12 protein-coding genes and 1 riboswitch are annotated in these 13,716 nt (G+C 45.4%); of the genes, 3 read left to right on the top strand and 9 right to left on the bottom strand.

The window, feature by feature from the left end; translation table 11 throughout:
- Positions 1-55: 55 nt before the first annotated feature.
- The 8 genes from mmuM to MHI52_RS27185 all read right to left on the bottom strand — a co-directional run bounded on the left by mmuM (position 56) and on the right by MHI52_RS27185 (position 9,586).
- Positions 56-1,123, bottom strand: coding sequence for a homocysteine S-methyltransferase (gene mmuM, locus MHI52_RS27150; protein ID WP_405157983.1), 1,068 nt, complete (start codon positions 1,121-1,123; stop codon positions 56-58).
- Entirely contained in the window at positions 1,101-2,513 is a 1,413-nt protein-coding gene (gene mmuP, locus MHI52_RS27155; protein WP_076253521.1) for an S-methylmethionine permease, read from the bottom strand. The genes mmuM and mmuP overlap by 23 nt, the downstream gene beginning before the upstream one ends.
- 92 nt (positions 2,514-2,605) lie before the next feature.
- A riboswitch (SAM riboswitch) is annotated at positions 2,606-2,707 on the bottom strand.
- Positions 2,708-2,777: 70 nt separating this feature from the next.
- Positions 2,778-3,980, bottom strand: coding sequence for a Ger(x)C family spore germination protein (locus tag MHI52_RS27160; protein ID WP_076253520.1), 1,203 nt, complete (start codon positions 3,978-3,980; stop codon positions 2,778-2,780).
- Entirely contained in the window at positions 3,977-5,077 is a 1,101-nt protein-coding gene (locus MHI52_RS27165) for a spore germination protein (RefSeq protein WP_339191275.1), read from the bottom strand. Before MHI52_RS27165 ends, MHI52_RS27160 begins: the two co-directional genes overlap by 4 nt.
- 38 nt (positions 5,078-5,115) lie before the next feature.
- The gene (locus tag MHI52_RS27170; RefSeq protein ID WP_036668138.1) at positions 5,116-6,828 is read right to left on the bottom strand and encodes a spore germination protein; all 1,713 of its coding nucleotides are present in this window, start codon (positions 6,826-6,828) and stop codon (positions 5,116-5,118) included.
- Positions 6,829-6,976: 148 nt separating this feature from the next.
- Positions 6,977-7,882 carry a PAS domain-containing methyl-accepting chemotaxis protein gene (locus MHI52_RS27175; protein WP_036607056.1) on the bottom strand — a complete coding sequence of 302 codons (906 nt, stop codon included), beginning with the start codon at positions 7,880-7,882 and terminating at the stop codon, positions 6,977-6,979.
- A 487-nt stretch (positions 7,883-8,369) separates the two neighbouring features.
- Positions 8,370-8,894: a VOC family protein gene (locus MHI52_RS27180; protein WP_405157984.1), complete on the bottom strand. Its 525-nt coding sequence runs from the start codon at positions 8,892-8,894 to the stop codon at positions 8,370-8,372.
- Positions 8,895-9,142: 248 nt separating this feature from the next.
- Positions 9,143-9,586: a VOC family protein gene (locus MHI52_RS27185; protein ID WP_076253518.1), complete on the bottom strand. Its 444-nt coding sequence runs from the start codon at positions 9,584-9,586 to the stop codon at positions 9,143-9,145.
- An 87-nt stretch (positions 9,587-9,673) separates the two neighbouring features.
- On the opposite strand from MHI52_RS27185, the gene MHI52_RS27190 reads away from it, so the two are divergent.
- Positions 9,674-10,642 (top strand): helix-turn-helix transcriptional regulator, encoded by a 969-nt coding sequence (locus MHI52_RS27190; RefSeq protein ID WP_405157985.1) that lies wholly within the window; start codon positions 9,674-9,676, stop codon positions 10,640-10,642.
- Between the two features lie 38 nt (positions 10,643-10,680).
- Here the strand turns inward: MHI52_RS27190 and MHI52_RS27195 are convergent, their stop codons facing one another.
- A complete protein-coding gene (locus tag MHI52_RS27195; protein WP_405157986.1) occupies positions 10,681-11,862 on the bottom strand; it encodes a CynX/NimT family MFS transporter in 1,182 nt (393 codons plus the stop codon).
- Between the two features lie 169 nt (positions 11,863-12,031).
- Between MHI52_RS27195 and MHI52_RS27200 the strand changes: the two genes are divergently transcribed.
- Together MHI52_RS27200 and MHI52_RS27205 are read left to right on the top strand one after the other, a co-directional pair.
- Entirely contained in the window at positions 12,032-12,913 is an 882-nt protein-coding gene (locus tag MHI52_RS27200) for a LysR family transcriptional regulator (protein WP_341344181.1), read from the top strand.
- A 20-nt stretch (positions 12,914-12,933) separates the two neighbouring features.
- Entirely contained in the window at positions 12,934-13,608 is a 675-nt protein-coding gene (locus MHI52_RS27205) for a VOC family protein (RefSeq protein ID WP_076319717.1), read from the top strand.
- The last annotated feature ends 108 nt before the right edge of the window (positions 13,609-13,716 follow it).

The following is a 13,716-nucleotide window of genomic DNA, read 5'->3' on the forward strand; positions in this document are numbered from 1 at the left end:
ACAAGCCCTTCCATACCTCTATAGGATGTGGAAGGGCTTGTTATCATGATATGAACTAATTCCGCCATTTCTTCGCAAGTGCACCAATCTGATGTGGCGTTGTTCGGCAGCAGCCGCCAATAATTTTCGCGCCCGCAGCAACCCACTGCTCCGAAGCATCACTCATGCTGCCACAGGTACCCTGTCCGCTCCACGTCTTCGTTGCTGCATCATATACTTCTCCCGAGTTCGGATACACAATAACAGGTTTATCGCTGGTACGGCTCAAAATACCCACTGCTTCCGTCACCACTTCCATCGGAGCACAGTTCAGGCCAATCGCCGCAACCTGCGGCTCGGAGCCAAACTTCTGTGCACATACCTCAAGCGGTGTGCCCTCGCTGATGCTTGTCCCGTCTTTTAAAGAAAAAGATAACCAAGCATACGCATGAGGGAACTCCTTCAGTACATCAACCAGCACCTGTGCTTCCTGCAAGGAAGGAATCGTCTCAAACGCCAGAATATCAGCACCTGCTTCAAGCAGCGCCGCCATACGCGGACGGTGAAATGCGACAAGCGTCTCATCCGACACGCCGTAATGACCCACATACTCAGAACCATCCGCCAGATAGGCGCCGTACGGTCCAACGGACCCGGCAATAATTGGACGTGAACGAAGACAGTCTTCTTTGCGATCCCCTGTACGATCTGTTAAATGCTCCTCATTCTCCACGTTCTCGGAACGTACCGAAGGAGCTTCTACAGGCTGACCTGTTGAGCTTTCTCTCTCTACTAAACTACTCTGAACTTCTGCCCACACGTCATCTCTCGCCTGTACAGCCAGTTCCACCGTCTTGCGGATCAGCTCCAGTGCAGCCTGTTCATCAATCCTTCTCTTGCGGAAACCATCCACCGTCGCCTGATAACTGGATGTAATCGCACAGTCGGCTCCTGCTCGAAAATAATCTGCATGGACCTGAACAATAACATCCGGATTCTCAAGCAACACACGAGCAGACCATAGTGGATCATCGAGATCACATCCATGCTGTTCGAGTTCCGTAGCCAACGCTCCATCCAGAATCATGACCGGATGTTCACGAAGGATCTGTTCCATGGGGTTAGTCTGTTGTTCTTGCGTCATGTACTTGTCCTCTTTTCTTATTCACACGTTCTGTCAGATAATAAGCAGCGTAACATACTGCGATAAACGGAACCCCACAATACAGCGCAATTCGCTGTGTCGGGTCAAAGGCAATACCTATGCATGAAGCCAGGCATAATATAAATGAAACAATTGGTACCACCGGATACAGTGGTGTGCGGTAGACCAGATCTTTGACCGCATGTCCTTCCCGGATATATTGTCTGCGGAACATGTATTGGGAAGCGCTGATGCTCATCCATACCGCAACGACAGCCAGACCTGAAATGGAAACCAGCGTAATATACACCGTACCTGGCGCAATGATGCTGGACAGCAAGGCCAGCGCACCACCCACCATACTAATCAGAAGTGCATTCAGCGGTACTCCGCTTTTGGTCAATTTGGCAAACCACGGAGAGATCGTTCTTTTGTCAGCCAGAGACCAGAGCATACGTGAAGATGCATACAGGCCTGAATTGGCAGCAGAGAGAATCGCCGTCAGAATAACAAAGTTCATAATGTCTGCTGCATAGGGTACACCCACCCGCTCCATTACCGCTACAAACGGACTTTCCAGTACACTGGCATCCGACATGGGCAGCAAGGCCGACAAGATAATAATCGTTCCGATGAAGAAAATAACCAAACGCCACAGCGTTGTATGAATAGCCTTTGGTATCGTCTTTTCCGGGTTCTCCGTCTCACCGGCGGCAATGCCGATTAACTCGGTGCCTGAGAAGGCAAAGTTTACAGCAAGCATGGTCATCAATATCGCTGTAGCCCCATGAGGGAACCACCCGGATGCGGTAATATTCGATAGAAATGGAGCCGGTTCAGAATCCGCCATGGGAATGAACCCAAACATGGCTGCGCCACCGATAATAATGAAGATTACGATAGTCACTACTTTTACAGATGAGAACCAGAACTCGGATTCCGCAAAAAATTTCACCGTTAGAGCGTTAAACAGAAAGATCATCAGTGCAAAAACCGCGCTCCATATCCATACGTTTACCGATGGGAACCAGCGCTGCATAAGCAATCCGGCGGCTGTGAATTCGGAGCCAAGCGCAACAGTCCAGGTTAACCAGTATAACCAAGCCACCGTGTAACCTGTTGCCGGTCCGATATATTTGGCTGCATAACTATGAAATGCTCCCGTCTCTGGCATATGAACAGACAGTTCACCAAGACAGAGCATCACCAGATATACAACGATGGCTCCGATCAGATAGGACAGAATGGTTCCCAGTGGTCCCGCCTGCTGAATGGTGTAACCTGAGCTGAGGAATAATCCCGTTCCAATGACTCCTCCGAGAGAGAGCATGACCACATGCCGTGCCTGCATTTTCCGCTGAAAATGCCCTTTGTCGTTGTTGTTCTCCATACCTGCTGCTCCCCTACTTCTTCATCCAGAAAAAACAAAAAAGACCCACTCTGCCTAAAGAGTGCGCCGTTACTGACAAATAAAAACAAACGCTCCTATCTATCAGGCTTTCACCCGCTGGAATTAGCACAGTATCCTTCAGATCTGTTGCTGAGGTTTCTAAGGGCCAGTCCCTCCACCTCTCTGGATAAGAAAATGATTTTTTACTAATATAGCGATCTATCATGAATGTGTCAACAATTAAATAATATATGGCACACCTCGCTATTCGGTGGAAGACCCCGGATTCGTGATGGTGGTCTTTACCTCATAGGTGATCGGCACGGTGCTAAAAATTTTATCCCAATCGTCTTTGACTTTTTTCCATGTTTTAGGTTCTTTAATACGCAAGCTATCCCGAAAATCCGCAACATCTACTTTATAGGTATGCTGCAGTTTGTATAACAACTGTCGAATCTGTTGTTTGGCAAGTTCAGCAAATTCTTTTTCCAATTCACTGAGATACGCACCTTTTTCCTCTTCCTCGGGAGCACGCCAATCCTCCATCAACCAGCCTTCGGATTCAGTTTTCACATGGAATGAAATATCATCGCCAACCACTTTTGGAATTATTGTTGTTTTTTTCTTCTTCATTTCATATACAACAGTGAACCCCTCTTTATTGTATGTCTTCAAGATACCTCCTTTTTCTTTAGGTCTGAGCCAAGATAGCCCTTCTAGATCCGTTTGGCTGAGTTCCCCGATGAATTTTGTTGTTTTCCCATCAAAGATACTGGCACCGGAGAACTTGTCCTCTCCATTGAAGTTCAGTACATTCTGGAGCAAAAAGCTGGAACCGGATTGCATTTGTGCATCTAATTTGGAGAGTAGAACGGGGTCCAGGATTTTATTGGACAAGTATGAATTACCGGTAATACCTGTAAGATAAAATGCTGGAATCCGGGAAGGATCATCTGAAGTCAGTACATCAACAGCGCGATGATGGCTAATCAACACCAGACAGTTAGGACGAATATCGTTATCCCGAAGTACAAAATCCAGCAGCTGGTCCAGACCATACTTTTTGGCGATATCCTTGGACACAACGATAACCTTCAGATGATGTCCGATGAGCGGATGATCTCGTCTCAGTGCAAACTGACGAAAGATTTGCAGCAAGGAATCTCCGGTAAGCTGTTCATTGGAATAGGACGTTTTACCAGAAGCAGGCGAACCGGATTGTTGGCTCTTCTGACTGCTGGAATTACCGGGAGCAATCTGTACCGTGGCTGTCACATTGTTCTGCTTGGAATACCCTCCTCCCTGATTGGCGATGTTCTCCTCAAATTCCGTCTCTTTGCCGATATCGATCCCAAGACCAACGTAGACACTTAGATCCTCTATCTCTCGACTGCTCCAACATCCGGATATCGTTAAGAGAATGCATAATACAGTGGCTAAGCGTAACAACATGCGGAATGTAATCATGCATGCTTGCCTCCTTTTTTGCGAATCAGACTTAACAACAGTAGTACCAGAGGTAAAATGCCAAACAAAAATACGGACACATTGCCTAGCATATCTCCTAGTACGAAGGTATCATCCACTGTTTTGGGTATCATTGCTGTCAGATAAATGAACGGCAGCAGGCCGTACATGATGCCTTTGATTTTTTTGGAACGAAACAAATCACGAATACCCACCGAAGCGCAGTAATGTGTAATTGCTGTAGTCGAAAAGATTTGCATAATCCAGATGACCAGCAATAAGGATTCAAAACGCTCGAATATCAGACCCTGGATTTCGAAGCTTCTTACCAAATCCAGCGTTGGCCAGGTTCGAGTTTTGATGCCATCGAGCGATAAACTGCCTATAACCATCACCACCGTGATCAAGTAGATAATAGTGGATATGAGTATCCCCCAGGTCATCGCTTTATTGCTCTTCTTCGGATTTTTCATATAGGCAGTCATGATTAACATCACCTCATAGCCTGTATAAGATAATAGTGAAGGCTTCAACCCTTGGAAAACCGGCATGACCCCATCACCGAGTACGGGTCTCAGATTGCCAATTTCGAATAGCTGATTACTAAGCAAAATTTCAATCACAAATATAATAATCGTAATTGGAAGGATGATCTCAAACACGCGTACGATAACGCCAAGCCCGCCTGAAATCATATATACACCGATCCACATGAAGACCATCACAATCGCCCAGGTGGGGGTGCGTTCGAGCAGATACATCCCAGTTACTTCAGCCATAACTCTGATTTCGAATGCGGCAATAACTATGAAATACATAATCATAGACAATCCCAGTATGTAAGCAATCCAGCTGCCCGTAATCTCACGGGTGAACTGGAAGACGGTTTTCTCCGGAAATCTGCGACACAGGGTAACCAGAATTATTCCGACACCTATGATAATGAATCCAGATAGGATAATGGAAATCCAGACATCCGGTGTTCCGACAGCTTTGCTGGTCGTTCGAGGTAGTGTCAATATCCCGGCACCAAGCATGTAATTGACAATAATTACAACGGCCTGTGTCGTGGTTAGCTTTCCTTGGGAGCCATTCACTTAGTTCACCTCCAGACCTTCAGTAGATGGAATTCCATTTATTTTTTCCGATCATCATCGATCGGATTAGTCATTTTGGGACGCATTCTCATCATATTTAGCGGTGCACGGATAACAAAATCCTTCCATTCATTCATGTGATAGGGAACGGCTGGTGCAACATAAGGTACGCCAAAGCTTGAGAGTCGTGCCAGGTGTGTACACACAAGCAGAAAGAACATAACCACGCCAAACAATCCGAGTACGGCTGCGCTGAACATAGCGGCAAATCGTAGAATCCTTAGCGTTAATCCCGCACTATAGACCGGAATCGTAAAGGAAGAGATGGCTGTTACCGCAACGACAATGACCAGAAATTGGCTTATTATTCCCGCTTGCACGGCTGCTTGGCCAATAATCAGACCTCCTACGATACCCATCGCTGGCGCAATCGGTTTGGGCAAGCGTATCCCGGCCTCCCTCAAGATTTCAATTGAAAGCTCCATGATGAGTACCTCAATAATTGAGGGGAATGGCACTCCGGTACGCGTTTCAATAATCGTCAATACCAGCTTGGTTGGAATAAGACCCGGATGGAACGAGATAAACGAGATATAGAGCGCAGGAGCAAGCAATGCCAGCATCGCGGCCATAAAACGCAGCACTCGCAAAAATGTTCCAGGAATCCAGCGTTCATAATAGTCCTCTGGAGACTGAAGCAACATGCTAAAGGTCACCGGTACAATTAATACAAATGGCGTTCCATCCAACAAAATTGCCACTCGGCCTTCCAGAAGGGCACCCATCACTCGGTCAGGTCTTTCCGTATTCAGTACCTGCTGAAAAGGACTCAGCGTATTATCTTCGATGAGTTGTTCCACATAACCTGATTCGAGCATTGAATCCATATCCATCTCTTCGATTCGCTTGCATACTTCTGCAACGAGATTTGGATCGGCAATATCCTGAATATAGGCTATCGCCAAATCTTTTTTGATCCGTGAACCCACTTCATACTTCTTAATAAACAGGCTCTGATCACTTCCATAACGACGTAAAATGCCTGTATTATCGCTTAATTGCTCTGTAAAACCAATACGAGGCCCACGAAGCAGTCCCTCTGACAAGGGTTCATTCATACCTCTTGTTTTGATCTTATGAGCTCCAATTAATAAAGCACCTGGCAAACCATCAACCAGCAGTGCATTTTTCCCAAACAACACACCAACTGCGAGTTCTTGGAGGGACTTCGTCTCCTCAACCAGACTGACAGGAAGTAATTGATCTTGCAGATATGCCGACAGTAAGTGTGCGTTGTCTGGATGAAGGAAACCCTCCTGCTTAAGTAGAGGAACACCTTCGAACATCAACGGTGTAATCAAGTGATCATCAACTAAGTCTTGATCTACCAGGCCTTCGGTATAAATGACCGCAGCCCGTGTATTCGTTCCCCTAATAATAAATTCCCGAATATGCACGTCTGCATTGAGTCCAAAGCTTTCTTTCACACTCGTCAGATTTATGCTGTACTTTTCGGTTAATTTAATATTGGCATAGTGGCCTGTTTCGGTCCCTTCACCCTGCCCTTTGGCTGCTGGCGAGATATCCTTCGAGGATATGGACGATGGCTTCGAACGAGAGAAGCTTCCGCGCTTAATGGCAGCATTGATCCAGCGCATGCTCAATGTAATACCAATTGGAATGATGAAGACCAAGAATGCCTGAATCCATATGGACCAATCCGGCACGTAGGATACAATTGTTGACCACATGTTCCCACCCCAACATTTCTCTGCATGACATAGCTGCAGGTATTCCCAAGTATTGTGTCCCCGTTTGATCACAATAATTCCCGTTTTTTTGAGTACTGAACGACAAAAAAACGGTTCCTGTGAAAGGAACCGCTATTACTATATATTGTTATACGATTCTGGTCACATGCTCCGCTTTGGCATCCAACAAGTGAGCTGAAGCAGCAATTGCTGTAAAATCATTCAATGCGATCTCAATCTGCTTCTGGCTCTGCTCCACATATTCTTCTACTTTTTTGGTGCCACCTGTGATATTGCCAATTTCCTTGGTTATTCCAGTCACGCTATCTCGAATCTCATTAATCGAACTCTCCACCATTGCGGATAGTTTCTTAACTTCCTTGGCCACGATATCGAATCCTCGTCCGTATTCTCCTGCATGTGCAGCCTCAATGGCAGCATTCAACGCGAGCAGTTGCGTCTGAGACGAAATCTCGCGTATCGTTCGTACCACGCCCTGAATCGATCCGGCCTGTTCCTGCAAATGAGTCAGCGTTGCACGGTTAGAAGTTGACACCTCTGAGATATAGGAGATACTGGACATCAATTCCTGACTGCGTTCAATACCTACATCTGCCTGCCCATTCAGTTCATGAGACATCGTTTTCAGCTCATTCACTACGACAGAAATGTTGTTCTGACGGTTGGTAATGTTGGTGGCGATTTTGGAGACACCCAGTATCTTCTGATTCGTCTCATCGTACACCGGCATATATGTCGCTTCAAGCCATACAGAATTCCCCTTTGCATCCTTGCGTTCAACCTTGTCCTGGAAGCTGACACCATTAAATATGCTATTCCAAAAAGCATCATATTCCGGAGTATTTGCAAATTGACCGAAGCACAGTTGCTGATGCTTCATGCCGTACATCTCATCTACCGTATATCCCATCGTTTGGGCAAAGACTTCATTCACGTAGGTTACCCGGCGATCCAGATCGAATCGAATGATAGCAAGACTTTTCTCCATCGCCTTGATGACCATTGCATCGGTGACAACATCTTTCTTTTCCATATCTAATATAGACACTTGATAACCCCCACAGTTCATTCCATAATAGACAGCCTTTAACTAGCAAAAAACAATCATAACAACATATGTATCCATCAGGTTCTAGATGGCTCTACTATGGATACCCGATTTGCAGCATTTTGGATCACCTGTTGTTATTTATTTTTATTGCAACCCTGTGAAGTCAAAATATATAGTTGTTCCTTCGTTTCAATGCTTCTTCAATATCCTGGATAAAAGGGTTCCATCAACATACTTTCGGAGTATGTTCATCATCCAGAAAAGAGACGTTATAACTTATCTTATCCGTAAAATATCTCTGTATCTACTTGTACGTATCGTAACATAAGGCAAACCAGTATACACTTCTGTATTTGTAACGTATTTGTAACATAATTTCTGTTTTTTAGTGACCGTTTAGCCCCTATATACAAGAAAAACAGAACGATTTGTCGTGCATCGTCCTGTTTCTTATCCAGTCTCATCTATATTATTTTTTTCGTGGTGTCCAGCGCTTCGCTTCACTGTGATTCGGATACTGGATGCCCGCAGGGTAGGAGATCAGCTCGATCAGCATCCCCCAAGGTGTCCTTCCATACACAAACTGATTGCCTTCCCCGCCTTCAATATGATCGGTCAACGCCCCAGGCTCTGTTAGCAACACCCCGCCCGCTTCTTTGAAGTGTCGTGCAGCTTCTTGCATATCGTCCACATACAATGCCATATGTTGCAATCCGTAATCTGATGCCCTAACTGGCTCCGATTGCGCTGTATTCGCGTACTGAAATAACTCTATACTGGAGCTCTCCCCTAGCGATAACATCCGAATATGAATAACCTTTGCTCCTGAACGCAGTCCTAATTTACACTCTGCCTCGGGTCCTTCCTGTGGGGGATCATCCGGCGTTATATGGTCATAGGCAAGTTGAGCTCCAAACGCCTGTTGTAGAAATAGTGTCGCCTGCTCCATATCCGGTACAGTTATTCCAATATGGTCGATTCCTCTCGTAATCATGTTATCCCTTCTTTCCTTTATCCAATGAACTTGCTTGTACACAGCGACATCCGTACCTATATGATTTACACGAAAAGAGGGCCGCTATAACCATTCAGCTGTCTCACTTATCTGATGGTTGTGCGAACGACCTTGTATAAAAACCGAAAAAGAAGAGCGCATGATATCCATGGCTCTTCTTTTTTTGATGTTTTTAAGTTAGTTACAGGTTTACATAACGAGTGCTTAACCGGGGGCCTGAACTCATTTTAAAAATCATGCACAGTGACACACAGCTGAATCGCAATGCCAAATGGGTCCCGTACAATACCGTATCCTGGGCTGAATTCATTTTGTTCATACGGTACCAGTACCTTCACGCCCTCATGTTGCATCAGAGAATGATACAGTTGATCGATGGTATCTTTATCTTTGGACTGAATACATAGTGACGTGCTGTTCCCCAGCTGCCATGCTCTCTCCGTGTCCATTGCTTCTTCCGCAATCATGACTTTGTTAACCCCAATCTCCAGCACCGAATGTGTAATATACTCATCTTGACCGGCAGGGTACTCGAAACCCGGGTTCATTTCCTTCATCTCTTTATAACTTTTCTTGAATATCACCTTGGCGCCCAGAAACTCTTCATAAAAAGCAATGGCTGCCGCCGCATCCCCGTTCATCGACAAAAATGGTATCACTTCAAAATTCATTATATTGCCTCCTTGTTCCTATTGGATTACACTTATCACTATAACAACGAAAGGTGCCAATACATGGCACCATTAAGAGGGTTTGATATGAAAAAATCAGAACGTATGAACCAGATGCTGCGCTTCATTAATCAAAAACAACAGTTCACCCTGCAAGATCTCATGCAGGAGTTCCAGATCTCCAAACGAACCGCGTTAAGAGATATCACTTCATTGGAAGAGTTAGGTGCGCCCATCTATGTCGAATATGGACGCTACGGCGGATATCGACTGCTGCAACAGATGCAGCTGCCTCCCATTTCGTTTAATACGGGGGAGCTTCATGCCCTTTATTTTGCGATGCAGGCTCTCCGCAGCTTCTCCAGCTTACCCTTTCAAGTCTCTTTCCGGACCATTCATGAGAAATTTATGAGCGCGTTATCCGACAAGCAACGACAGGATATTGAGAACATCCAACACCGGGTTTACTTCCAACATACCGAGCAGATCCGCGACAGTGCACATTTGGAATTTCTGTTGATGTCTGCTGTGCAGAATATAGTGATTCAGATTACGTACGCTAATCAGCGTAGATCCCCTGATCAAAAGCCATCTTCTGCAAACACCAATATCCGCACCATTCAACCCATCGCGCTCTATGCCAGGAAAGGCTATTGGTATTGTCAGGCCTATGATCTGCATAAACAAGCGTATCGTGTTTTTCGCTGCGACCGCATCATTTCAGCCGAAACAACGGAGATTGAACCTTTAACTCATGTAAAGGAACTCTATTCACAGGATGCCCAATCTTTATGGAAACCATCGGAACAAGCAATTCCATTCAAATGCCTGATTGATGAAGCCGGAATGGAGCTATTCCAGCAAGAACATTTCCCATCTATGCAGATCATCGAGAAGAGGGGACACATGTATCTTGTCGGTTCATATGAACCTCACGAGCTTGATTTCATAGTGAGATATCTTGCAGGCTATGGTAAATCGATTAAGATTATGGAGCCCGTCATCTTACAGAAAGCATTAAGGCAGTACTATCTGGACTTGTTGGATCATGTCTAAAGATCATATTTCTATATCCATTTTACTTCACATGCCTTTTAGCTCTGCTCCCGGCTAACTTTTAAACTTTTTTTATTGCCAATAGCCAATTGAACGATAATCTGCAACACGATGATGATAGCCAAACCATAAAATGCTTGCACGAAGCTGCCTGTTAGATCGCGGAGCCAACCAATCGCCAGCGGTCCAAGTGCTCCAAGAATGTAGCCACCAGATTGAGTCATAGCCGACCAGCTACTCGCTTCCTGAGCATTGTTTGTCTCATCAATCGGCAACATGAGTGCAATTGGGAACAGTCCACCTGCACCAATACCGAGCGGGATCGCCGCGAGCCACGGACTGACAGAGAGATTCAGCATCAGGACACCTGTTAACTCCAACATCGCACATCCAACAAGCCAGAAGACACGCCTTTGGTATCGGTGTACAAGCATGGGAATGAATAACGTTGAGGGCAGTGATATCAATGTAAATAACGTTTGGATGTTGCCAGCAGTCTCTTGGCTATATCCATGGCTCTGAATGGCTGGCGCAAGCCAGGCGGTTAATGAATAGAAGATCGCGGCCATCAGTCCGAAGAACAGTGTCAGCACCCATGCACGCCTGTTCTTCACCGGAAGTGGTGCATGAATGACAGCCGAAGTTTGTCCGGATTGTCTCTCTGTACGCGCAGACCAAGCTAATTTTAACCAGATCGGCAATGCAATGGCTGCGAGTAATGCCCATGTAGCCAAAGAACCTCTCCAAGATCCACCCAACGTCTGCTGAAGCGGAACCGATAATCCCACACTAATGCTTGCCCCCATCACCATTGCTGTAGAGTAGATGCCGACCATGGCTGCCACTCGGTTAGGAAAATACTGCTTTATGAAGCTTGACAACAGTGGCCCTGCCAATGCAATCCCTACACCTGACAGAAAAGAAGTGAACATCATCAACGGAGTTGCGCCTACGAACAATCGTAAACCCGTACCTATCCCGATGAGGATTAAAGCCAGCACAATGGCTCCTTCATTCCCCCACCTTCTACTTAGTCTTACAGAGAATGGAGCGAATATGCCCATACATAATACCGGTAGTGTAGTTAACAGACTGGCGGTCATGCCGCTCAAACCCAGATCATTCTGTATGGTACTCATCAGAGGAGAAATGGAAGTAATCGGCGGTCTTAAGTTCAGTGAAGCCAGAATAAGCGCCAATACAATATAAAAAAGTTTCATTATGAATCACCTCATGGGAGTAGTCTCGTTGCCTTCACCAAAGATCCTATTCTTTAATGACAAGATCTTCGAGTGGTGCACGAATTAAGTATAGGATCATTATAATGATTGAACAATACTATTGTTTCTATTAAAATGATTAATAAAACCAATGATTAGAGGTGAATTCATGGAGATTCGTCAAATGGAAAACTTTATTACAGTGTGTGAGGAGCTTCATTTTACACGGGCAGCTGAGAAACTTGGCATATCTCAACCTACGTTGAGTCAACAAATACGTGGGTTGGAAGATGAACTTGGTGTTCCTTTGTTTGACCGCGTCGGCAAAAAGATTGTGATGACCCAGGCAGGTACTCTGTTTCTGGAGCACTGTGTACAGATGATCCGGCATTTACAGAATACCCAGGATGCGCTAGCTGAATTTCGGAATGATCAGCGGGGACGATTGGTTATTGGTGTTCTTCCGTCGGATTTGGATTACCGTATCACTCCGTTACTCGTTGATTTTCATGCCCGATTCCCCAAGGTGCAATTGAAGGTTATCTCTTCGATCTATGTCGTAAATCAAGTGTTGGAAAATGAAGTCGACATCGGCATCGAGATCACGTCTGCCCCGGATAGGCGGCTTGTGCGCATTCCTTTGTGCAGTGAAGAATATGTACTCGTCGTATCCGAGAATCATGATTGGGCTGAACGAAGCACAATTGAAATTCAGGAGTTGCGTAATATCCAAACGGTGATGTTTCCCGAAGGATTTACAGGCAGAGAATTGGTCGACGGCTATTGCCGTAAATATGGATTTAGCCTAAATACCATCATGGAGACCAGTTCAGCAACCTCCATCATTAGCCTGGTCAAAGCCAACGTTGGAGGAACACTGTTGCCTTATCCTCTGATCCAAGCCATGAATGAGCCCACGCTACGTTGCATCCGAATTACAGACGATCCGCCATACCGGCACTTTGAGATCATCCATCGGTCCGACCGTTACCTGACGCAATCGGCCAAGGCATTTATTGAGAAAACAATCGAGTATTTCAATCAAAGGTGAGATTAAAGGAGGATAATGAAATGATAATAAGAGAAGTTGGTTTGTTGACACATCAGGTCGAGGCCATAAAAGAGTTTTACGGTACACTACTGGAACTGGATCTTGTGGAGGATAATGCAACATGCGTTTCATTCCGTGCGGGGAACTCGGTCCTCTCTTTCAAGAAGGCGCCAGAACAAGAAAAGCCCTACTATCATGTAGCATTTACGATTCCAACGAATAAACTTGCTGATGCAAAAAGATGGGCTCAAGACCGTAACATTTCATTGCTATCCAAAGATGGACAAGATGAATTCTATTTCCCCTACTGGGATGCAACAGCCTTCTATTTTTATGATCCAAGCGGCAACTTGATGGAATTTATCGCTCACCATTCACTCGATAATGGAGTTGATGAAGCTTTCGAAGCGAAGCATCTGTTATGCATTAGTGAAATCGGTCTGCCTGTCGATGATGTTCCTGAGACGATGAACACATTGAATGAGCATTATCAACTTGAACCATTTGCCGGAGACGGAAAACAATTCTCCCCCACGGGTGATGCAGAAGGTATGTTTATTGTCATTGATAAACAGATGCCCTGGTTCCCAGACGGACGTATGCCTGGTGTATTTGTTACAGAGGTGAAGGTGGAAACTGGGCAGCCCGGTAATCTGCGTATACAGGACGGCCTATACTCCATTGTATCTAATTAAAGGAGAACAACTAAAAAAGCCGAATGAACTCAGGAATATGATCCTGACTTCACTCGGCTTCTATGACTTGACTTTAAACTCGTCTGCAACGATTGGAAATAACTTCTA

Source organism: Paenibacillus sp. FSL H8-0283, assembly GCF_045040675.1.
Lineage (GTDB): Bacteria > Bacillota > Bacilli > Paenibacillales > Paenibacillaceae > Paenibacillus > Paenibacillus amylolyticus.

What these genes read in the sequence shown, in the direction of transcription:
- MHI52_RS27195 (WP_405157986.1), bottom strand. Translation starts at nt 11,862, where the DNA reads ATGAAACTTTTTTATATTGTATTGGCGCTTATTCTGGCTTCACTGAAC.
- mmuP (WP_076253521.1), bottom strand. Translation starts at nt 2,513, where the DNA reads ATGGAGAACAACAACGACAAAGGGCATTTTCAGCGGAAAATGCAGGCA.
- MHI52_RS27170 (WP_036668138.1), bottom strand. Translation starts at nt 6,828, where the DNA reads ATGTGGTCAACAATTGTATCCTACGTGCCGGATTGGTCCATATGGATT.
- mmuM (WP_405157983.1), bottom strand. Translation starts at nt 1,123, where the DNA reads ATGACGCAAGAACAACAGACTAACCCCATGGAACAGATCCTTCGTGAA.
- MHI52_RS27185 (WP_076253518.1), bottom strand. Translation starts at nt 9,586, where the DNA reads ATGAATTTTGAAGTGATACCATTTTTGTCGATGAACGGGGATGCGGCG.
- MHI52_RS27160 (WP_076253520.1), bottom strand. Translation starts at nt 3,980, where the DNA reads ATGATTACATTCCGCATGTTGTTACGCTTAGCCACTGTATTATGCATT.
- MHI52_RS27205 (WP_076319717.1), top strand. Translation starts at nt 12,934, where the DNA reads ATGATAATAAGAGAAGTTGGTTTGTTGACACATCAGGTCGAGGCCATA.
- MHI52_RS27190 (WP_405157985.1), top strand. Translation starts at nt 9,674, where the DNA reads ATGAAAAAATCAGAACGTATGAACCAGATGCTGCGCTTCATTAATCAA.
- MHI52_RS27200 (WP_341344181.1), top strand. Translation starts at nt 12,032, where the DNA reads ATGGAGATTCGTCAAATGGAAAACTTTATTACAGTGTGTGAGGAGCTT.
- MHI52_RS27175 (WP_036607056.1), bottom strand. Translation starts at nt 7,882, where the DNA reads ATGGAAAAGAAAGATGTTGTCACCGATGCAATGGTCATCAAGGCGATG.
- MHI52_RS27180 (WP_405157984.1), bottom strand. Translation starts at nt 8,894, where the DNA reads ATGATTACGAGAGGAATCGACCATATTGGAATAACTGTACCGGATATG.